Source organism: Candidatus Methylobacter oryzae (genome assembly GCF_003994235.2).
Taxonomy (GTDB): Bacteria; Pseudomonadota; Gammaproteobacteria; order Methylococcales; family Methylomonadaceae; genus Methylobacter_A; species Methylobacter_A oryzae.
This window is the reverse complement of record NZ_RYFG02000121.1, coordinates 18,305-39,629: the sequence shown is the minus strand read 5'-3', so window position 1 is coordinate 39,629 and position 21,325 is coordinate 18,305. Positions and strand designations below refer to the sequence as shown.

Annotated in this window: 16 protein-coding genes; 8 read left to right on the top strand and 8 right to left on the bottom strand. The window is 50.9% G+C overall.

The features are described from left to right. Positions 1-67: 67 nt before the first annotated feature. Positions 68-481: an exosortase system-associated protein, TIGR04073 family gene (locus EKO24_RS20890; protein WP_127028701.1), complete on the bottom strand. Its 414-nt coding sequence runs from the start codon at positions 479-481 to the stop codon at positions 68-70. Between the two features lie 251 nt (positions 482-732). Further along, on the bottom strand, positions 733-1,905 hold the full coding sequence (gene rnd, locus EKO24_RS20885; protein WP_127028702.1) for a ribonuclease D: 1,173 nt from the start codon (positions 1,903-1,905) through the stop codon (positions 733-735). Positions 1,906-2,010: 105 nt separating this feature from the next. On the opposite strand from rnd, the gene EKO24_RS20880 reads away from it, so the two are divergent. Continuing rightward, positions 2,011-2,643 (top strand): MBL fold metallo-hydrolase, encoded by a 633-nt coding sequence (locus EKO24_RS20880; protein ID WP_127028703.1) that lies wholly within the window; start codon positions 2,011-2,013, stop codon positions 2,641-2,643. 23 nt (positions 2,644-2,666) lie between these two features. Here the strand turns inward: EKO24_RS20880 and EKO24_RS20875 are convergent, their stop codons facing one another. The 3 genes from EKO24_RS20875 to EKO24_RS20865 are packed head-to-tail and all read right to left on the bottom strand — an operon-like array spanning position 2,667 to position 7,419. Continuing rightward, a complete protein-coding gene (locus EKO24_RS20875) occupies positions 2,667-3,212 on the bottom strand; it encodes a DbpA RNA binding domain-containing protein (protein WP_127028704.1) in 546 nt (181 codons plus the stop codon). A 30-nt stretch (positions 3,213-3,242) separates the two neighbouring features. Further along, positions 3,243-4,547, bottom strand: a complete 1,305-nt coding sequence (locus EKO24_RS20870) for a peptidylprolyl isomerase (RefSeq protein WP_127028705.1) — start codon at positions 4,545-4,547, stop codon at positions 3,243-3,245. Then, on the bottom strand, positions 4,540-7,419 hold the full coding sequence (locus tag EKO24_RS20865; protein WP_127028706.1) for an LPS assembly protein LptD: 2,880 nt from the start codon (positions 7,417-7,419) through the stop codon (positions 4,540-4,542). Before EKO24_RS20865 ends, EKO24_RS20870 begins: the two co-directional genes overlap by 8 nt. Positions 7,420-7,523: 104 nt before the next feature. On the opposite strand from EKO24_RS20865, the gene EKO24_RS20860 reads away from it, so the two are divergent. The 7 genes from EKO24_RS20860 (at position 7,524) to EKO24_RS22445 (ending at position 15,186) form a co-directional block, all read left to right on the top strand. Beyond that, positions 7,524-8,528 (top strand): aminoglycoside phosphotransferase family protein, encoded by a 1,005-nt coding sequence (locus EKO24_RS20860; protein ID WP_127028707.1) that lies wholly within the window; start codon positions 7,524-7,526, stop codon positions 8,526-8,528. Further along, on the top strand, positions 8,525-9,211 hold the full coding sequence (murU, locus tag EKO24_RS20855; RefSeq protein WP_127028708.1) for an N-acetylmuramate alpha-1-phosphate uridylyltransferase MurU: 687 nt from the start codon (positions 8,525-8,527) through the stop codon (positions 9,209-9,211). The genes EKO24_RS20860 and murU overlap by 4 nt, the downstream gene beginning before the upstream one ends. Beyond that, positions 9,204-9,410 carry a dodecin gene (locus EKO24_RS20850; RefSeq protein WP_127028709.1) on the top strand — a complete coding sequence of 69 codons (207 nt, stop codon included), beginning with the start codon at positions 9,204-9,206 and terminating at the stop codon, positions 9,408-9,410. The genes murU and EKO24_RS20850 overlap by 8 nt, the downstream gene beginning before the upstream one ends. Before the next feature lie 24 nt (positions 9,411-9,434). Then, positions 9,435-10,061, top strand: coding sequence for an adenylyl-sulfate kinase (gene cysC / locus EKO24_RS20845; protein WP_127028710.1), 627 nt, complete (start codon positions 9,435-9,437; stop codon positions 10,059-10,061). 23 nt (positions 10,062-10,084) lie between these two features. After that, on the top strand, positions 10,085-11,041 hold the full coding sequence (locus EKO24_RS20840) for a DHH family phosphoesterase (RefSeq protein WP_127028711.1): 957 nt from the start codon (positions 10,085-10,087) through the stop codon (positions 11,039-11,041). Positions 11,042-11,339: 298 nt separating this feature from the next. Continuing rightward, positions 11,340-14,774, top strand: coding sequence for a PPi-type phosphoenolpyruvate carboxykinase family protein (locus EKO24_RS20835; protein ID WP_127028712.1), 3,435 nt, complete (start codon positions 11,340-11,342; stop codon positions 14,772-14,774). 250 nt (positions 14,775-15,024) lie between these two features. Then, positions 15,025-15,186, top strand: coding sequence for a hypothetical protein (locus tag EKO24_RS22445; protein WP_154671604.1), 162 nt, complete (start codon positions 15,025-15,027; stop codon positions 15,184-15,186). Between the two features lie 68 nt (positions 15,187-15,254). On the opposite strand, the gene EKO24_RS20830 is transcribed toward EKO24_RS22445, so the two are convergent. The 3 genes from EKO24_RS20830 to EKO24_RS20820 form a co-directional block, all read right to left on the bottom strand. After that, the gene (locus EKO24_RS20830; RefSeq protein WP_241674744.1) at positions 15,255-16,706 is read right to left on the bottom strand and encodes an efflux transporter outer membrane subunit; all 1,452 of its coding nucleotides are present in this window, start codon (positions 16,704-16,706) and stop codon (positions 15,255-15,257) included. Between the two features lie 98 nt (positions 16,707-16,804). Further along, positions 16,805-19,876 carry an efflux RND transporter permease subunit gene (locus tag EKO24_RS20825; protein WP_127028713.1) on the bottom strand — a complete coding sequence of 1,024 codons (3,072 nt, stop codon included), beginning with the start codon at positions 19,874-19,876 and terminating at the stop codon, positions 16,805-16,807. Further along, a complete protein-coding gene (locus EKO24_RS20820) occupies positions 19,873-21,105 on the bottom strand; it encodes an efflux RND transporter periplasmic adaptor subunit (protein WP_127028714.1) in 1,233 nt (410 codons plus the stop codon). The genes EKO24_RS20825 and EKO24_RS20820 overlap by 4 nt, the downstream gene beginning before the upstream one ends. Positions 21,106-21,325: the final 220 nt, after the last annotated feature.

Genomic DNA, 21,325 nt, shown 5'->3' with positions numbered 1-21,325 from the left:
TTTCAAATCCTGACCAAACACCACTTTCCGGCGAATGATCGCAACGATTATTTAATGGTCAAAAGGCTTATTCGCCGTCGTCTAACGGCCCGTAAGTAGTCCAATATCCCGGCATATGATGGCCAAAATAACGGCTGTCCTCACTAAAACGATCCCATATATAGGATGGAGTGATAAAGTCACTGGTAGGAATAGGAGCTGTAACCAGTTCCGCAGCTCCGAGAGTGGTTCGGCTAACAGTCTGCATGACGCCGCGCAACATTCCCCATGTTAATCCAACAAAGGCATTTTGGTCGTGGCTGATATTGATAATATTTTTCGGTATTTCGATAAAGCCGGTTGCGGCATTGGCTAGTCCTTGGCCGAATTTAGAACCTACCCCCGCTAGGTAACTCTGATGCTCATGCTCCGCATAAGCCGACCCTGTTGACAATAATGCGCTGCAAAGCACACAGGCAGTAAAGAGGTTTTTGTTATTCATTATTAACTCCTCATTCAATGTTTAATCTACCGGAAGCATTTACAATTCGAATCAATTCTGTTGCAAATACGGCCCGAAGAACCTGATTAAGGAAACCGCAAAACTTAAGATTTCCTTAAGCCAACCGTAACTTAACATTGATGCAATGTCAAACTCTGACTCTTCAAATATATAAAATCGTTAACTCAATTTAACCGCTGCATCTATTCATTATTATCTCGGAAACAGCTATAGCTGATTTTAAAATGAATCTATACAACAGGATTTTTTTCAAGAATAGCCAGTTTGTCGGCTTCAATTCCAAGCAACAATTCCCCTTTTAACAAACCAACCAGTTCCCTGCCGGCCATTTTAAAACGCCAACCGTGCAGTAACGGACACTCTTCCTCGCCGTCATTAAACAACAGCGCTTCCAAATCCTTGCGCGTTGCCAAAATAATCGGATTTAACGAGTTTTCTTCAGCGCGAATTCTGACCAGTGCCGTTAAAATATCCAGTATCGCTTCCTGCTGCTGAGTTTTTTTAGCGGGCCGGCCTTTTTCATGCAACGGAATCGGCGCCCTATTCTTCGCAGCTGTGATTAATTGGCATAATTCAGCACCATAACGGTTTACCACGCGCTCATTGATACCTCGGATATTGGCTAGTTCCCCCACTGTTTCCGGCTGCAGTTTGGCTATATCGAACAACATTTCGTCACGCAACAGCCAACTCTTGGGCCTGTCTTCAGACTGCGCTGTTTTTTCACGCCATTCGGCTAAGGTTTGAATGATGGATAATTGCCTGCCGGTCAGCTTGTTTTTACCCTTGATTTTCAACCAGGCCTTCTCCGGCTTTACCACATAAAGCGCAGGATCGGCGAGTTCAGCGAAATCACGCTCGAGCCAATCGGCGCGTCCGAGTTCTTCTAACTTTTGCAGCATCATTTGATAGATTTTGCATAGATAGATCACATCGTCGGCAGCATATTGGATTTCCGCATCGATCAGCGGCCGCTTGCTCCAGTCTGCCCGGGTATGGGCTTTGTTTAAATTCACATTCAACAAACTGGAAACCAGCATTGCGTAGCCCGGATTTTCCTGGAAACCCAGCAACGGCGCAGCAATTTGAGTGTCAAAAAGCGGCTCGGGCAATTTCCCGGTTAATTGATAAAAAATTTCCAGATCCTGCCTGCTGGAATGAAATACCTTTACAATCGCTGGGCTGTATATCGCATCAAAAAGATTATCCAGGGATGGCAGTGCTATCGGGTCAACGCATGCGACCCAGTCCGGCGTTGCTATTTGCAGCAGGCAGAATTTTGGGTAATAGGTTTTTTCCCGTAAGAATTCGGTATCGAGAGCCAACCAGGGTTCCGTCTTAATTTGTTCACACAATTTAGCCAGCTGGTCCGGAGTGTTTATATATTGGATTTTGTTTGTCATATTGTTAAACGAGCAGTTATTAAATTAACCGTAAACTCATGCGCTTTACGATTAATGGTAGTTTTTATTTCAGTGATAGAATTTAGTTTTTTGTCTTCATTTACTATGCGATTTTGTATTATTCCGGTTACTTCTTATCGGCAGAACTGTTCACTGCTGATTTGCGAACAGTCCAACAAAGCTGCGATCGTCGACCCCGGCGGCGATATTGACGCGATTATTAAAACCATTAACAAGGAAAATGTATCGCCTGAATCCATCCTGATTACCCACGGACATCTTGATCATGTCGGCGCAACCGCGGAGCTGGCGGCCTTGCTTTCGGTTCCTGTTATAGGCCCTCATCGAGACGATCAATTCTTGATCGATGCGATTCCGGAACAATGCAAAGCCTTTCGTTTTCCAGCCTGTGACTCATTTACACCGTCACGTTGGTTAAATCAAGGCGATATTGTTAAAGTTGGCGCAGAAGTACTGGATGTTTTTCATTGTCCTGGCCATACACCGGGACATGTGGTTTATGTTCACCGTAATACCAAACTGGCCATAGTCGGCGATGTGCTGTTTAAAGGTTCAATCGGACGAACCGATTTACCCAAAGGAAATTTCAATACGTTAATAAATTCAATCAAAAATAATTTGTGGCCTTTGGGCGAACAGTTTTCGTTTATTTCCGGCCACGGCCCAATGTCTACTTTTGGCGAGGAAATGCGCAGCAATCCTTTCGTTGGCGTTTAATTCTTCGACTCCGTTCGATCAAGTTAACTCCGGCTGACTTGATCGGAGCTTTTATTCTCAGATTGGGAAACACGCTGTCTTCCGCGCCGGCGATAATTGTGGTTACGTTTTTTATTACGGGCTTTTACCCGCTTTATATCCAGTTTACGTTGTTTAATTTCGACCGATTTTAAATGTAAGAATATATCCTGCGGCATTTCATCGGGCAACTCGACAAGCGTGTACTCGCCTTGGATATTAATATTGTTAATATTATTTTTATCGACCCCGGACTCTTCAATCAATACTTTTTTAAGCTCTTCGGATGTAACTTGATGTTTACTCCCTACGTCCAACCGATAGCGAATCATTTTAATGCCTGATTGAACTACGCCTGCTGCCGCACTATTCAAGAGGCTTGTTTTTTTTGTGCTCGGCGGCAACTGCTCCCTGCATTGCCCTACCTCGGCAATTGCTCTCGATCGCTGTTCCAGACGCGGTTCTACCTCCCCCATCCTTGGGGTCGTACCTCCTTCGCCCTGCATCTCTGCAGTCGTACCGCCGCAGCTATTTTTATTATCGCTGATCATTCCGATCCCAAAAGACTTACTATATTGTTTTTAAAGTCTATTCTGAAAAATTTCCACGAAAGCCTCGTCGCGCAATCTGCGCACCCAAAGCTCTGTTTCTTCTTCAATTTTACGCTTACGAATGGCCTCTCTGACCAGGTTCTTTTTAAACTCGCTACTATCGTCCTTATTTTCCCGGCCTAGAACCTGAATAATATGCCAGCCAAATTGGGTTTGAACCGGTTCGCTGATTTCATTAATGCCGAGCTTTGTCATTGCTTCTTCAAACGGTTTGACCAAATCGCCGGGAGACACCCAATCAAGCGAACCGCCTTTTAGTGCGGAACCTTTATCGTCCGAGTGCGCCCGCGCCAGCGCGGCAAAGTCGTCGCCATCGGCAATGCGGACTTTTAACGCCTGCAAGCGTTTTTTGGCCTCGGCATCGTCAACCAGTTCATTGGTTTTTATCAGGATATGCCGGACTTTAGTTTTGACAATCACATGATTATCGGCATCTTTCAACTCGATCATTTTAATAATATGGAAACCGCTAGGACTGCGTATCGGTTCGGAGACTTGACCCTGCCTCATTTGCCGGATCTCGTTAACAAACAATGTAGGAATCTCGCTCATCCTGCGCCAGCCCAAATCGCCGCCTTTCAACGCATTGGCATCGTCCGAATCGCTAATGGCCGATTGAGCAAAATCTTGCCCTGCCCGCAGTTTTTTGACCAGATCATCGGCTTTGCCCATCGCTTTCTGTATTTCCGTCGATGAGGCGCCTTCTTTAACCGCGATTAATATATGGCCCAAGTGATACTGCGTAGATTCTTCGCCGATTTTATCCTGGGTTTCCATATAGTGCTCAACTTCCCGGTCGGTAACCTTGATGCGTCCGCCGATCTCCCTGCCGCGTAATTGATTAATAACGATTTCATTGCGGATATTATCCAGAAAGCTTTGATAACTCATGCCCTGCCTTTCCAGTTCCGTTCTGAATTGTTCAACATCCATATTATTTCTTCGGGCTATATCCGCGGCCGAACTGTTCAGCATGTCTTCACTGACGGTAATCCCGGCTTTTTCCGCCAGCTGCCGCTGAAGCTTATCAACAATCATTTTCTCCAGTACTTGCTTACGTAAAACATAAGAAGGCGGAGCCTCGGAGTTACTTTGCCGTATTCTTTGTTCAATCGCCGCCACTTCGTTTTGTAGTTCACGCTCAAGGATAACGTCGTCTTCAACTACAGCGACGATCATATCAAGCACTTCAGCGCGCGCTAAAAAGCTGCCGAACAATAAATGACACAGCAATACGGTTACAATGGCTTTTTTCATGTTTTCTTTGTTAATCATCTTTCGGTGCCCGATAACCATAAATTTGTCTTTCAAAGAACTGATCCAATTTCTCGCCGATACCGGTCAAGCCCTTAAGTTCTATCTGAAAGAATACCCCCACCTGACTGACGCCGGTCGCTGTAGGATCGATGGCTAGGGTATTCTGGATAATTGGCGATTGAATAAACGTTAAGCTGTTAATCCAACGCCGCCCGATAATACGGAAACGCCAGCAGCAATTTTCCTTCTCTAAGCCTAAAAAGCTTTCCTGCGTCGAATTATTCAACAGTGAATAAGTCCAACGCCCAACCACGGACCAATCGTTATACACCGGCCAGTGCGCGGAAACATCGCTTTGGATAATATCGTAAAGTCTTTTTCCCGATGTATCCGGAATCATGGTGTTTTTTCTGTAGCGATAACCGAAATTAATAATTTCACCCGGTCCGTTAATATAGTGCAATGTGGCGTTATGCCTGACGACCCGATTCAAACTAGGATTCCATTGTGCGCCGGAACTTAGCGATACATGGTCGGTAAACCCAACGTTGAGTTCACTGACTAAATTTGAAAATTTATCGGTATCAGGAAAATACCCCGGTATAGGTTCCTGATAGCCCGGTAAAGTCACTTTTCTATCCTGAAAATAAGCGATTTGGCCGACGCTGAGTTTTAATTTGTCCCGGCCGGATTTAGCGTCAACCAAGCGCGTTGTTAACGCGGCCGTTAGCTGATTGGCATCGCCGACTCTGTCCAAACCGCTGAAGCGGTTTTCCAAGAAAAGACTGTTAAACGAAACGTCATAGAACGAGGTATCGAATATAGGAATATTGCTCTGGTCTTTTCTGGGTATATACAAATAAAACAATCTGGGCTCAAGAGTATGCAGATAAGATCGATTGGCAAAATCCACGTCCTTTTCCATATATAGACCGGTATCGGTAGAAAAGATCGGCAAGGTTCTTGTTACGCTGTCCGTAGCTAATGATGCTGCGCCTTCTTTTGGGTTGCTTAGCGAATACTGAGTAGACAGCAAAGAAATCTTTGGCGTTAAAAATGCGCTGGCCGTCTGCAATGGAAAACTGACTGACGGTTTAACATTGGTCCGCTGTCCGTTGACTAATGCGTCATGCTGAAAATAGGTATATTCAGCATCCATTGCCGTATTCAACGGCATAAAATTGAAAGCATGATTCAAGTTAAGATTAACTTGCGGCAATCTTCGATACGGCATACCGGTATCTAAAATCGCCTTATCGATGGATTGATAGCTGTCAACATGGCCGCGTAACGAAACGCCTTCATTTGCATAGCCGAGATTAGCCTGGCTTAAAAGGAAACTGCTATACGTAGACATACTGAGCGCGTTGCCTAAATCCGCAAGATAATCTTTATCCGACACTTTATTCAAATCAAAATTCGAATAAATATGAGGCGTAAATTGGGAGATATTCTTAAGAGCTAGCGAATATCGCGAGGTATCACGAAATTGGTCATAAGGCATAAACTCCAGATCCGCCGATCCTTTTGTCATCTCCGTCAAATAACGGAAATCGCCGCCCAATATAGGTCCTCTTTTGGAAAGATAGCGCGGCCGTAGAGTCAGATCGTAATTGGGCGCTATGTTCCAATAATAAGGGAGCGAGAAACTAAAACCGGTCCGTTGCGTATTGCCAAACGAAGGCGCGAGGAACCCAGAAAGCCGCCTATTATCCGTCGGAAAAGAAAGATAAGGCGAATAAAGCACAGGCGTGCCTTTGAATTCAAGCCAAGCGTTTTTAGCGGAACCTTGACCGCTAATTTTATTGATCTTCAGCTCGCTGGCATGCACGACCCAATCCTGATTGCCGGGACGGCAACTGGTATAAGCAACATCTTTATATCGGGACAGGCTGCTACTCTCCCGATAAATTGTTTTTGCCCGGCCTCTAAGCGGAGTAGCCGGAGAAATAAACAGGGCATCCCTGAGACGGGCCTGATTGGAAGCTAAGTTAAGCGACGCCGACTCACTGTGCAAGGCCAGCTCATCCTCGTTGTAATAAACGCTGCCTTGTAAATCCAGTGTCTCCGATACCGTATCGTAAGTCGCTTTATTAGAGACAGAATGCTGATCCGCATGATTCATTTCAACATTGCCGGTATAACTGTAGATTTCATTCTCGTATATTTCGGCGTAATTGGAATCGATATCCAGCGGCGCTTCATCCCGCAAATCTTTTCCGCCGGACGCAACTCTGGGCTTTTTGCTTCCCGGCGCCATACAGCTTTGCCAAGGGTCGTATTTCAATTGCGATTTAAGATTATTAAAGGTTAGCTCTTCGTTATGATCGAACGCCGGGGTAAGCAAGCTGATGCCGGGACCGGACGTTTCAATAATCTGCGGTTGCCCTTTAGGGTCGGCGCCGACCAGCTTGCAATCCCATTTTTTATCCGACGACTTGGCGTCGCAAGTCCAACCCGGGCGATTGTTTTCAGTTTGCAGTAACTTTTTATCATTTGAAGGCTGAGCGATTGGCGTAGGCTCAACGCTAACCTGCCGGGCGTCTTGATCTGTCTTGGCATTCACAGGAAGTTTAGGCGCTTCCGGCTCCAGGCTTTTCTCGGCAGGCAAGGGCTGAGCCTCAACGTTTTCAACAGGTTCGCGCTGAGGCTCCACTATGGCCGGCTGAACTTTTTCAACAACTTCCTCTGGCGCAGGCTGTGTTTCTTTAACCGGTTCGACGCGGGCAGGCGTCTTTTCCGCACCGTTATTCTCCGAAGATTTTTTTTCACCGACACAAACCCACTCTTTGTTATTTTTATCTTGTGAGCAATTCCAGAGAGATTCGTTGGCAGTGCTGACGGGCACATAAATAGAAGGTAAAAAAAACAGTAATAAACGGCGGCGCATAGGTAATATCAAGTTTAGTAGCGTAGTGAATCGTAAATCGAATAAAATGCCGGACGCTAATTTTACCTTACTACCCTACATTATACTAATCTATCCTAAACATCATGATGCCTGAAGACTTAAGAACAATATTGATGTTCGACTGGCTTGAAAACGATTTATTGCTCGATATAAGCGCATGCGCCCCTGCATCCAGCGATGCCAGTTTTCGCCGTTACTTTAGAGTCAAGACTTCAACAGAACAGTTTATTGTGATGGACGCGCCGCCGGCCAAAGAGAATATTGAAGCTTTCGTTAGGGTTGCCAAACTGCTAACGCAGTCTCAAATCAATGTCCCGGCAATTTTTCGCCAAAACCTGGCCGACGGTTTTTTACTGCTGGAAGATTTCGGAAGCCAGTGTTTTCTGGACCGGCTTAACGATTCGACTGCTTCCGATTTATATCAAAGCGCTTTCGACAGCTTGTTTAAACTGCAAAACCAAACACCGACACAAGACTCCGGCCTGCCCAGCTATGACGAAGCGCTTCTGCACAGGGAACTGGCTATTTTTGACGAATGGTTCCTGGAACAATTACTGGACATTTCAATTCCTTCAGCCGTTTGGCAGACAATCCGCAGCCTTCTTACCGCCTCGGCACTGGAGCAGCCGCGCTGCTGCGTTCACAGAGATTATCATTCCCGCAACCTGATGGTTTTAGACAACGATTCGCCGGGAGTGATCGACTTTCAGGATGCCGTCATTGGCCCAATTACTTATGACCTGGTGTCGTTATTGCGCGATTGTTATATCGCTTGGCCTGAACAGCAGGTCGAGCAATGGGCGCTTAACTATTTCGAGCGTCTCCAACAAGCGGCTCTTGTTAATTGCAGCCAGGCCCAATTCAAACGCTGGTTCGACCTGATGGGACTGCAACGCCACCTTAAAGCCATCGGCATTTTTTCCCGCTTGCATTTGAGGGACGGCAAGTCCAATTATCTTGACGACATCCCGCGCACGCTGAACTACGTCACCGCCGTTTGCGCCGCCTACCCTGAGCTTGCCGAATTTAATGACTTCCTACACCGGCACGTATTGCCCGCCCACCACAGCATCTCCAACGCCGCATGAAAGCGATGATTTTGGCCGCCGGACGCGGCGAGAGAATGCTCCCGCTAACAGACCACACCCCGAAACCTCTTCTTATTGCCGGCGGAAAAGCGCTGATCGAACATACAATAAATCAACTGGTCGCGGCCGGTTTTAATGATATAGTCATCAACCATGCCCATCTGGGCTCGCAAATAGAAGACCGGCTCGGTAACGGCAGCCGGTTCGGCGCAAACATCAGCTATTCGCCGGAAGGCGAGCAAGCGCTGGAAACGGCAGGCGGCATCATCAACGCATTGCATTTATTAGGCGAGGAAGTGTTCTTGGTGGTAAACGGCGATATAGCCACAGACTTTCCTTTTGCCGGACTCAAAAACCGGACTGTCGATTTAGCCCATCTGGTTCTGGTCGACAATCCCGCCCATCATCCTGAGGGCGATTTCGGCCTGGATCAGTCGGGGCTGGTCGTTACAAACGCCGCGGAACAATTCACCTTTAGCGGAATAGGCCTGTACCGTAGCGAATTGTTCAAGAACATACCCGCAGGGCCTAACAAACTGGGGCCTTTATTACGGCAAGCGATTGCATCCGGCCGGGTTTCAGGACAAAAAATGAACGGCTTCTGGATGGATATCGGCACGCCGGAACGCCTGCAGGAACTGGACTTTACTTACACTCAACTAAAAGGTGAAGATTATGCCTGATCATATTTATAAAAAAATAGAACTGACCGGCTCATCAACCGTCGGTATGCAGCAAGCCATCGAAAACGCAATCGCTAAAGCCGCCGAAACGACCGAAAACATGCGCTGGTTCGAAGTTGTCGAAACGCGCGGCCATATAGAAAACGGCAAAATCGCGCACTGGCAAGTCACCGTTAAAATCGGCTATTCTTTAAGTTGAATAAAGGCGCGCCACCAACGACCTGTGAATAAGCCCGAAGATAAAAGCCCCGATACGGTATGGCATCGCGCCACTGTCACCCGGCAACGCCGCGAACAAAAAAACGCCCATAAATCCGTAGTCCTTTGGTTTACCGGTTTATCCGGCTCCGGCAAATCAACGCTGGCCCATGCTGTTGAAGAGCACTTGCATCAACACGGTTTGAATACTTTCGTGTTGGATGGCGATAACGTCCGTCACGGCTTGTGCGGGGACTTGGGCTTTAGCGATCAAGACCGCAAGGAAAACATCCGCCGCATCAGCGAAACAGCCAAACTGTTCCTCGAAGCCGGCGTGATAACGCTGACCGCATTTATCTCGCCGTTCAGGGCGGAACGCGCGATAGCAAGAGGCTTGATGCCGCATGGCGACTTTATTGAAATTCACTGTTTTTGCCCGCTGACCGTTTGCGAACAACGCGACGTGAAAGGGCTGTACAAAAAAGCGCGCTTAGGCGAGATAAAAAACTTTACCGGCATATCGTCGCCTTATGAAGAACCGGAAAACCCCGATTTAAAAATCGACACCAGCCGGCTTACGCTCGAAGAAAGCGTACAACAGGTCATAGCGCTATTGCACACTAAAAACATTCTGTCCGTGCCGCTTCATTAATATCTAAGCCGATGGAGTAAATCATGTATTTCGATGTCTTCAATGGCGACGCCGACGGCATTTGCGCACTGATTCAACTGCGCCTTGCCCAGCCGCTGTCATCGACGCTGATTACCGGCATTAAGCGCGATATTCAATTACTGGATAAATTTACCGTAAGCCCAGACGATCGCGTCACGGTACTGGATATTTCGCTGCAAAAAAACATTAAGCGAGTTAATCAGTTTCTAAATCAGGGCGCTCATATTTTGTATATAGACCACCACCAGCCCGGCGATATTCCGGAACACCCCCATCTAAAAACACTGATCAATACCGACAGCTCAATCTGCACCAGCTTGCTGGTCAATCAATACCTGCATGGCAAATACCCGTTATGGGCAATAACGGCAGCCTTTGGCGATAATGTAAACCACAGCGCCGAACAGCTGGCCGCCACGCTGAATCTAACCCCAACAGAGCTGGACACCCTGCTTAACCTGGGCATCTACATTAACTATAACGGCTACGGCAGTTGCATTGACGACCTGCATTTTGCCCCCGACCGGCTGTATCGGGAAATGGCGGAATTCCAATCGCCTTTCGACTTTATCAACAACAAGCATGACATTTTCGAGCAACTGGAACAGGGTTACCGGGAAGACATGGCCAATGCCGAACGTCTTAAACCGGAGTATCAAAGCGGCGCAGGCGCGATATTCATCCTGCCGGACAGCATCTGGGCAAGGCGCGTCAGCGGCGTGTTCGGAAATTTCTTGGCCAACCTTAACCCGGACCGGGCTCATGCCGTCATTACGTCTAACAAGGAGCACGATTACCAAGTTAGCGTCAGGGCGCCGTTATCCAGCAAAATCGGGGCCGACGAATTGTGCTCCGCATTCCCAAGCGGCGGCGGACGAAAAGCCGCAGCCGGGATCAATCATTTACCCGCCGACCGGCTGGCTATTTTCATCAAAAAGTTTGAGGAATTTTATTCCTGAGTAACTGTTACAATGTCAGTAAAAAGGCTTACGTTTTAAAGCTGAGTTGAGCGGCTTGTCCGCTCAAACGAAACTTATGCCCTGTGGGTATAAAGCTGAGTTGAGCAGCTTGTCTGCTCAAACGAAACTTATGCCCTCTGGGTATAAATTTAAGGTAATGGAACGCCGATGAAATAATGAATGAGTTTTTAGCCTTTAATCTTATTCGAATCAGAGTCATCGGCTTTCTACTTTTGGCCACTAAATAATAACTACAATCTTAACAAACCGCCAACTAAGGCCGCCGGAACCAACAAGCATGAGCTCATTTACCAATCAACCTAACCCGAACCGACTGGAACAACTACAGCATATCAACCTGCAATTGGCCGCACTCGGCCAGCCCACATGCGAAGTCGAAAACGATCCGCAGTACCTCAAGATTGCAGGCGGTCTATTAAAAAATTATTCGCAACAACGCCGCCTTCTGGCGCTGACCCAATACCGTTGCCCTGCCGATCGGCGCATACAGGATTTCCTCAACGGCTACTTGGCTGAAAACAACATCAACGAAACCGTCAGCTTGCCCGGCGAAACTTTTGTGCTGGAACAAAAAGGACTGGCAAGAGAACTGTCCCTGCCTTTCCAGCATAACGAATTCCATTCGCCTTATGTCGATTCCTACCGGATTCAGCAAGGCGTGCTGCATAATCCCAAAAATGACCGCCGCACCACCAAAGGCGTGTTCCATATCGCTGCCGGCGGACTTCCGGTTCCGGCCGATAAAAGCGAAGTGCCGGTAAACGCTTATGCGGCATTGCTGAGAGCCGCGCTGACGCCTCCCGACGACCTTCTAAGCCTGCCTTTTACCAGTGCGCAGCAAAACAGCGCAAAACTCTGGGTTTCATCGCTGATGAGGCCCATCGTATGCCCGGAAGTTTCGGACACGATGCCGGTTAAAACGATGGAAGTGCGTTTCTTCGCTCCCGGCGGGCTGGTAGCCAACCTGGATTTTGTCGAATCCATTTTCGACAACGCCGGCGACCCGTTCCTGCCCGAAAACGATGCCGCACTGGATATTGACCACTGGACCGGCCATACCGGCTGCATCATTCTTGCCTCGCATCTGGTTCATTGCCGGAAAAAAGATCTCGGCCTGCCGCATTTTGACGATGCAACCGAACGGCAACGCAAAGACGGCATGTGCTGGCAACGTGAAGATGAACTGTACAACAACGGCCAGCCCTTCAAACTGGTATGCCGCAATATGAAAGGAGTCATTGTCACGATTATTGCCGATAACTATTTCGGCTACAGCAAAAAGGAAATCAAATCCCATATCAGCTATTCGGCCAACCTGTACGGAGGCGCCGAAGAAGAACATTCGGGCGGCGCGCTGGCTTTCCCGAGGGTTATTTTGGGCGAGATATTTTTGCCGCATACGTCTTCCTATATCAATGACAATTACTCTTTCGACCGGCTCTGCCTACAGTTGGCGCCGGTCATAGAGGTTAAAGAAGAAGGTTATGCCGTCGACAGAAACTATCCCGACATCGTTTACATCCCCAATTCGGCAAAGTTCAACATTCAGCAACAGCAAATCAGCTGGACGCACAACAGGCAGCAACACACGCTTAAATTGCTGTTCAACCATACCTACGTCTATCCGAACGGTTTTAAAATCCACATGGAGCGCCACCCTCATGCGCCCAGCTGGCGCTTGATCGGCACGCATCAGGAAGGCACTTTCTGCCATAAGCCGAGCACCGTATCCGGCGGCGGCAAGTCGGAGATTTCCAAATCGATTGCCGGGGCGATCATTTCCGGCGCGGTGTTTGTCGACGATTTCGACAAAGACATGGATATCATCACCGAAATATTCGAGCACGATTATTCAACACGTTTTCGCGACCCGACGCTGCATGGCATCGACAAACGGCCCCTGCTCAGCAACGAGCGGACCCTAGGTTCAGTTATCAAATTGCTGACCCCGTCCGCAACGCAATATTCGGATGCCCATAACCAGTGGCTGGACACAATCCCCCGCCATATATTAGCCGTGGCGCTGATGATCAAGCGTTTTTACAAAGAGGAATGGGGCTCGAACTGGAGAAAGCATTTCTCCGTCGACATGGTCAACAGCCACCCCGGCAACGAACTGAAATTCCAAGGCCGCAAGCTAATCGCCAGCTACTTGCGCGTCGGCTTTGACGAAAAAGGCGCGTGGCGGGTTTTCAAACTGCGCCAGGACTTCATGGCTTCGGCCAAGGTCCAGTTGGAAGACGATATTTCCGCGTCCACCGTTGTGCCTGTGCGTTACCTGAACGGGCTAAATCCGGACTATAAAAATCCCAGCGTTAAACTGGTCGAGAACTGCGAAAAAAGTTTCTTCCAACGGCCGGACGATGCAATCCACCGCGGTACCGATTTACAAACCGAACTGGATTTTTCACGCACCGACAATTTCATTTCCAATTTCCAGCCGCTAACCGCAGAAGATGCCCGCGAGTTTCTCGAAGACGTGGTTCATTTCGACGAATTCAGCGAGCCGATGCAAAACGTGATCCGCCAGGCCGTCCACTGCAAGGAAGGAGAATATTTTGTTTCCTCCGCGCATCCCCGGCTGGTCGACGGCAAACCCAGCCAAAACGTCCGCTACCTGCAACTGCGCCCGGATATAGCCAACCCTAAAATGCGTTATATCGCGGAGTTGTCTACACGCTTGGCGAGAGGCCTTAACGCCGGCCAAACGGTTCACTTCCCGGTTAACGAAGTCTTGACCGGACGGCGCAACAATCCCGCCGACCTGGAATCGGGCATCCGGCCTTTGGCGATCTATAATCCTATCCATTACCAGGAACTTCCTGAATTATTCATGGATTTTATCTGCAGCCTGACCGGAAAATCGCCATCCACGACCGGCGCCGGTTCCGAAGGCGCGCTGACCAAAGGCCCGTTCAATGCGGTATCGGCCACCGCCGACCTGAATACCGCGCTGGTGTCTTTCATTCTGTGCGGCTACGACGGCTATTCCACAGCCGCAGGTTACATAGGTTCACAGCGCCGGATCGATCACGACATCAGCTTGCTGATTCCGGAAATCTGGTCGCGTTTGCCGGTAGCCGAACGCGACCCGCAGTATTTGATTGAAAAAGGACAGCTGGAAAAACTGGAAGATTTTGAATACGAAGGCCGCACCGTCTACCAAAGCCGCTTGGGTTATCGTATTACCGAACGGTTTGTACATACCAACTTCGGCAAGATGTTCGACTACCCGACAGCGGTATTCGACGAAGCCATGTTGAAGCCGGAAACCCAGGATCTGCCCAGCTATGTCGACGGCATTGATAACGTCTATGAAGCGCAGCAGCGGGTAGCGCAGCTGTATATTCAGGATGGCTCTATCGATGACGCCTGCCCTCCGCTGAAAGCACTGCTATATATCATGGCCAACGGCGAATATGAAGGCAAAACCGCCAGCGATCCCGCGATACGGAATATGTTCACCCGCGACTATTTGTTACAAAGCGATTGGTATCAACAGCGCCTTGAAATCAAACAACAACGCGACAGTGAACTGTGGCAGCAACACAAGGCTTATATCCAACAGCAATTGCAGAATGATTCGACAAACCGTGCCGAATTAAGCCAAAAACTTGAATCAGCCGAGCGCATGCTGGCCGAAATCAACGATCCGGCGTATCTGCAACAACTGCAAGGCACTTTAGGAGCGGACTGGGTGCATCGCTCGTAAAATGCACTGTTATTGTTACCGCTTGTTCAGGCATTGCAGCCCAAACAAGCGGTAACAGCTTCTTAATGTCTACTCGCTTTACCGAGCACCTTCCCTTATCAGGTCTAGTGCTTGCTTATCCATTTGGAAAGCAAACACTACCAGGTTCTTTGCAGCTATTCATATTTATCTTGGAATAGCGTCATCTTCAAGAATAAAATCCCAGTCTTCCTTTCTGATAAAGCTGAGTTGAGCGGCTCGTACGCTCAATGTGAATTTGAATATTGCCACCGACAAGCCGATTGCTCTGGTCGTCGATAAGTCGCTCGAAGTAAAACTTGACGCCGACGTTGCAATCAACGAATTAGCACTGCTAAAAGTCACTACGCTACCGCCGGTAAAAGCAGGACTTGCTCCAAAAACGAAGACATAGTTCCGTAAGATACGCACAGCGTATCCTAGCCGACTGTTTTATGCCGTAATTCATTAACATACAGATCGTTACGGAACCGCAATTTCAGCCTCCCATCCGCCGCCAAAAGCCCTGTACAGCGAGACGATGGCTACGCACACCGCTGTTTCGGCCTTGACGCGTTCATCGGCAACGGCGAATTTGCTACGCTGGGCGTCCAGCACCGACAAATAATCATTAACCCCGTGCCGATATAGTACACCGGCGAGCCGGTAAGCTTCCATTGCCGCAGTTTCGGCCTCGTCCATGCGCTTGCGGCGCTCCAGCGATGTAGCGTGTTCGACAAAAGCATTTTCCACGTCTTCCAGCGCGAGCAGGAAAGTCTTCTCGTAATTCGCCGCGACTTGTTCCAAACGGGCATCCGCCGCGGTGATTCGAGCCTGTATGCGACCGGCGTTGAATATCGGTGCAGTCAATCCCGACCCAAGCGCATAAACACTTTCGGCAAGACTGGACATGCCGCCTACCGCCAACGCACCGAAACCGCCGTCCGCCGACAACACTAACTTCGGGAATAAATCGGCCCGCGCCGCGCCAAGATGGGCCGCCGTCGCGCTAACTTCGGTTCGCGCCAGACGCAGATCCGGCCGCTGCTCCAGCAACCCCGAAGGCAACAGTCCAGGAATGCCCGGAGACTTTGCCGGCAACGGCTCCGCATTGGCCAAGCTGCGTTCCAGGTTTTCCGGCAGTTCGCCCAGCAACGCGGCAATACGATGAATCAGGCTGGCCGCAACACAGGTAAAAACCGGAAGCGAACCTTCGGTGCTGCGCAGCAGGGTTTCCTGACCGGCAATATCCCACTGATTGCCCAAACCGGCGCGATTAAACGCCTGTAGCACTCTTAACCGTTCCTGCTGGATATTGATATTTTCCCGTAAGATAGCGATACGTTGCTGCATGCCGCGCAACTCCAAATAGTTCGTCGCCACTTGCGCCAGCAACCCTACTTGCGCGACATGCAAAATCTCCACGGCTCCCCCGGCCTGAGCGGAGGCGGCTTCCGCTTCCAGATGCCTGGTACCGAATAAATCGATTTCCCAACGCGCGGCCAGTCCGCCGCTGACCATGTTGGCGGTAGGAATCAGCAGTCCGTTAGGCACGCCGATAACCCGGTCGATCTTCTTGTCCCGACCGCCGGATACCGCCAAGTCAATGGTGGGATAGAGCGCGGATTCGGCGACGCTAACCATCGCGTTAGCTTCGCGCACTCGCGCCACGGCAATCCTAAGATCGTGATTGTTCGCCAAGGCTTGTTCAATCAGGACGTTCAGCTTCGGATCACCGAATCCTTGCCACCAGGCTTTCAAATTGGCTGAATTAACAGCCGAGGCATTGGGAGGAGCATGATGCCAATCCTTGGGCGGCTCTATGCTGTTGATTGAAGTATCGACTCGGGTCGGGGTACAGGCACTCAAAAGCAGCGTCATGATTAAAATAGCCGGAGTGCAGGCTTCGCCTGCGCGCGCAAGCAAAGCTTGCACTCCTTTGCCGGTTACAAGAGCTAAGCCGCAAGCCGCACTCCGGACTCTGCCAAGATGTTTTCGTGCCTTTCGTGTTTTTCGTGGACAAATCAACGCTTTCATTGGGCAACTCCATTACCGGATGAATCAATACGTTTCACCTTGAACCAGGCCGCATAAAGCGCCGGCAGGAAAAAAACCGTCAACACCGTGGCTACCGTCAGTCCGCCCATGATCGCAATCGCCTGCGGTCCGAAAAAATCGTTGCGCGACAACGGGATCATCGCCAATATGGCCGCCGCCGCGGTCAGCAGGATGGGCCTAAAGCGCCGCACCGTCGATTCGACGATTGCGGTCCAAGTGTCGAGCCCGGCTTTATGGTCCTGTTCGATCTGGTCAATCAGGATCACGGAATTGCGCATGATCATGCCGGACAAGGCGATGATGCCCAGCAAGGCCACGAAACCGAACGGCGCACGGAACAGCAGCAGCGCGAACGCCGCGCCGATCACGCCCAACGGCGCGGTGACAAACACCAAAAAAGTCCGGGACAGGTTGTGCAATTGCACCATCAGCAAAACCAACGTCACAACCAGGACCAGCGGAATCCAGATAAAAATCGATTTTTGCGAGATCCAGGCATCTTCCTTGGAACCGCCGGTTTCGATGAAATAACCGGCCGGCAATTGGTCCTGTATCGGTTTGAGTTTGAGGATAATTTCGGACGCCACGTCGGGCGCCATCTTGCCGTCGATCACGTCGGCGCGCACCGAAACGGCCGGAAAGCGGTTACGGCGCCAGCGCACGCCGTCCTCGAACACGGTTTCGAATTTGACGAACTGCGACAACGATGCGGTCCGGCCGTTGCCGGTGCGCACGGCCACATCGAGCAAGCGCTCGGCGGCGGTGCGCAAGTCGTTTTGCGCGCGCCAGACGATGTCGATTAACTTATCGTTTTCCCTGAACTGCCCGGCAGGAATGCCGGTGTAATACGCCTGCAAGGCTTGCGACAGGCTTGCGGTCGACACGCCCAGCGCGCGGGCCTTGTACTGGTCCAACACCAGGCGTAGCGACGGAATTCTGTCGTGCCAGTCGTCGTTGACGTCGACGGTGCCGGGATTGGCGCGCACGATTTCGGTTACGCGGCCGGCTATAGCCCGGACCATGGCGGGATCTTCGCCGAATACCCGGAACACCAGCGGATAATCCATCGGGGGGCCGACGTTAAGGCGCATCACGCGCCCGCGCACTTGCGGGAAACCGGTCGCGAACGCCTGCCGGACACGCTGCATGACCCGCTCGCGGGCGGTGTTGTCCCTGGTCATCACGACAAATTCGGACAAATTGATATTGGCCAGCTGCTGCACGATCAACAGGAAAAAACGCGGCGTGCCGCCGCCGATATAGGCCGTGTAATTCAATACGTCTTCGTCTTTGCTCAGGATTGCTTCCATGCGCTTGGCGGTTGCTTCGCTTTCGGCAAACGAACTGCCCTCGGGCAGCCACAAGTCGACGATGACTTCGGGCCGGTTCGACAGCGGAAAAAACTGTTCCGGAACTTGGGTCAAAGCCGCTACGCCGATGCCGAATAATACGGCCGTGGCGACGATAACTTTTTTGCGATGCGACACGCACCAGGTCACCCAACGGCGCAGGCGGTTGTAAAACGGCGTGTCGAACAAGTCGCGATCATGGCCGCTGCCGGGCCGGACTTTCAACAACAGGAACCCCAGATACGGCGTGAACACAACCGCGCCTAGCCACGATAGCAATAGCGAGATACCCATGACCTGAAATATCGCCACCGTATATTCGCCGGCTTGCGATTTGGCCAAGCCTACCGGCAGGAAGCCGACGATGGTAATCAAGGTGCCGGTCAGCATAGGAAACGCGGTGGCGCTGTAAGCATAAGTCGCGGCATGAATCCTGTCCCAGCCTTCTTCCAGTTTGCGCGCCATCATCTCGACGGCGATCATCGCGTCGTCGACCAGCAAACCTAAGGCCAGAATCAGGGCGCCCAGCGAGATGCGGTGGATTTCCATGCCGAACAGCAACATGCACAGCAATGTGCCCGACAACACCAGCGGCACGGTCAGCGCGACCACGGAACCGGTGCGAAAGCCCAGACTCAAGAAGCTGACCAGCAGCACCGCGGCCAAGGCTTCAAAGAAAGTGGACAGGAATTCGCCGACAGCTGTTCGAACCACGCGGGGCTGGTCGGCGACCTGATTTATATCCATCCCCAGCGGGAGCTCGCCTTCGATCAGCGTTTTGGCCTCAGCCAGCGCCTTGCCCAATTCCAGCACGTCGCCGCGCTTGTTCATGGTGACGCCCAAAGCCACAGCTTCCTTGCCGTTGACGCGCATTTTGAACGCCGGCGGATCGATGTAGCCGCGCCTGACTTCGGCGAAATCGTTGACGCGCAAGGCCCGGCCTTGAATACGTACCGGCAGGTTGGCGATGCTGTCCACGGAATCGAATTGGCCGGTAATGCGTATCGGCAAGTTGCGCTGGGCGGTATACACCATGCCGGCCGAGGCCATGCTGTTTTGCGCTTGCAGCGCTTCGCCGACCGCGTTGGCGTCAAGTCCCAATTCGGCCAGTTTTTTGTCGGAAAATTCGATGTAGATTTTTTCGTCTTGGCTGCCGATCAGATCGACTTTTTCGACGTCCTTAACCCGCAGTAGTTGTTGACGGGCCGAGTCGGCAGCTTTTTTCAACTCGGCGTAAGTAAAACCGTCTCCCGAGAACGCGTAAATCACGCTATAGGTATCGCCGAACTCGTCGTTGAAGAACGGCCCTATGCTGCCGGGCGGCAAGGTCATGCGGATGTCGTCGACTTTTTTGCGCACTTGGTACCAAAGACCGGGGATTTCTTTCGGCGGCGTGTCTTCACGCGGGGTCACGAAAATGACCGATTCGCCCGGTTTGGAGTAACTGCGCAAAATATCCAGGTTCGGCAACTCCTGGATTTTCTTTTCCAAGCGATCGGTCAACTGTTGTTCAACTTCGAGCGCCGTCGCACCGGGATACAGGGCTTTGACCACCATGACTCTAAAAGTAAACTCGGGATCTTCGCGTTGGCCCAGGCGGAAATAAGCGAAAAGCCCGCCCAATAGCAACAGCACCATCATGAAACCGGTGAAAGCGCGATGCTTCAATACCCAGGCGCTGAGGTTGAAGGCGCTCATCGGCCTGCCTCAGCGCGCGCAGCCAACAGCGATTCCAATAAATCGCTTGCTGTATTCCGGCCTGCGTTCGTCAACGGCCCGGCCTGCGCCATCCCGGCCAAAGAAAGTTTTATGCCGCCTGCGTCACGGCTATTCATAGCCGTTGTAAACCCTTGCGGCAAACGCACGGCTTGGCCTTCGATCAAGCGGTTTGTGCCGGCGCTGACGATCAGTTGCCCGGCGCTAAGCCCGGTCACTGCAACCCGCTCGCCGCCATACGCGCCGCCTATCCGCACCGGCACCGCTTTGACCGTTGAGCTGCGCTCATCAACCAGCCAAACGCTAGTCTGTCCCGGCTCATGATGGGATGTAAAAACGGCCGACAGCGGAACGGTGAAATCGCCAGACATGCTTGATGGTATCCAGACTGTCGCCGTCATGCCTAGCCGCGCATCGTCTTTTCCGTCCAGGATAGTCGCCTTAACCCGATAAGTGCGGCTGACCGGGTCGGCTGCCGAAGCAATCTCGCGAATACTTGCTTTGATGCGTTTGTCGCCGTCGGCCCACAAAGTAACGCCGACTTCCTGCCGCTGTTTGATCCCGGCAATGCGATGCTCGGGAATGTCGATAGCGATTTCCTTCTCGTCGCCCTGGGCCAGCTTGATAATCGGCTGGCCCAGGGCGACGACTTGCCCGGCTTCGGCTTCAAGCGCCGTCACCACGCCGTCGCGGTCGGCCAATAAATCGGTATAAGCCAATTGATTGTCGGCCTGTCCAAGCTGCGCTTCCAACGCCGCCACTTTTTGCCGTGCGCCAATGTAGAGGATTTGACGGCGATCCAACTCAGGCTGGCTGACGACGTATTGCTCGAACAATTCCCGGTACCGGCTTAAATCGTCCTTACTGTAGGCGCGGTCGGCTTTGGCGGCTATCAATTGGGCTTTGATGTTCTGTGCCGCAAAGCGGTAATCGCTGGGCTCAAGCTTTGCCAGCACTTGGCCTTTACGCACCCTATCTCCAATATCGACCGAACGCTTGATCAGTTTTCCCGCCACGCGGAACGATAACGCCGTTTCAAAACGCGCTTTTACTTGGCCGGGAAAGGAGCTGTCGCTTGGTGTCTGTTGGCTTGTTATTCGAACGACATTGACAGGGCGAAGGGTTTGCCGGTCTTTGCCGGGCTGCGCACAGCCTGCCAATGTCAAAAATAACAGGCTTATGGATACAAGCGGTAAATGGCGGGAATTCATCGGTACTCCGGTTTAATAGGGCTGCACGGTGTAGCCAATTTAAACCAATCGCTTGAACTGCGCGTCACCCGTTCGGGTGAAGATGCTTGGAGTGCAGGCTTTGCCTGCCGGCGCAGCAAACGGAGCCCCATCCGGACCACAGTAAGCTTCTACTGTTCAACGAGGATGGCTTAGCAGTGGGTTGATCTTGATTACTCGAGAAATGCTCTGCAAGTTCTAG

Bases quoted from the DNA above. Each gene is read 5' to 3' on its own strand.
- EKO24_RS20875 (WP_127028704.1), bottom strand. From the start codon at position 3,212: ATGATCAGCGATAATAAAAATAGCTGCGGCGGTACGACTGCAGAGATG.
- rnd (WP_127028702.1), bottom strand. From the start codon at position 1,905: ATGACAAACAAAATCCAATATATAAACACTCCGGACCAGCTGGCTAAA.
- EKO24_RS20860 (WP_127028707.1), top strand. From the start codon at position 7,524: ATGATGCCTGAAGACTTAAGAACAATATTGATGTTCGACTGGCTTGAA.
- murU (WP_127028708.1), top strand. From the start codon at position 8,525: ATGAAAGCGATGATTTTGGCCGCCGGACGCGGCGAGAGAATGCTCCCG.
- EKO24_RS20880 (WP_127028703.1), top strand. From the start codon at position 2,011: ATGCGATTTTGTATTATTCCGGTTACTTCTTATCGGCAGAACTGTTCA.
- EKO24_RS20870 (WP_127028705.1), bottom strand. From the start codon at position 4,547: ATGATTAACAAAGAAAACATGAAAAAAGCCATTGTAACCGTATTGCTG.
- EKO24_RS20825 (WP_127028713.1), bottom strand. From the start codon at position 19,876: ATGAGCGCCTTCAACCTCAGCGCCTGGGTATTGAAGCATCGCGCTTTC.
- EKO24_RS20890 (WP_127028701.1), bottom strand. From the start codon at position 481: ATGAATAACAAAAACCTCTTTACTGCCTGTGTGCTTTGCAGCGCATTA.
- EKO24_RS20850 (WP_127028709.1), top strand. From the start codon at position 9,204: ATGCCTGATCATATTTATAAAAAAATAGAACTGACCGGCTCATCAACC.
- EKO24_RS20840 (WP_127028711.1), top strand. From the start codon at position 10,085: ATGTATTTCGATGTCTTCAATGGCGACGCCGACGGCATTTGCGCACTG.
- EKO24_RS20835 (WP_127028712.1), top strand. From the start codon at position 11,340: ATGAGCTCATTTACCAATCAACCTAACCCGAACCGACTGGAACAACTA.
- EKO24_RS20820 (WP_127028714.1), bottom strand. From the start codon at position 21,105: ATGAATTCCCGCCATTTACCGCTTGTATCCATAAGCCTGTTATTTTTG.
- EKO24_RS20865 (WP_127028706.1), bottom strand. From the start codon at position 7,419: ATGCGCCGCCGTTTATTACTGTTTTTTTTACCTTCTATTTATGTGCCC.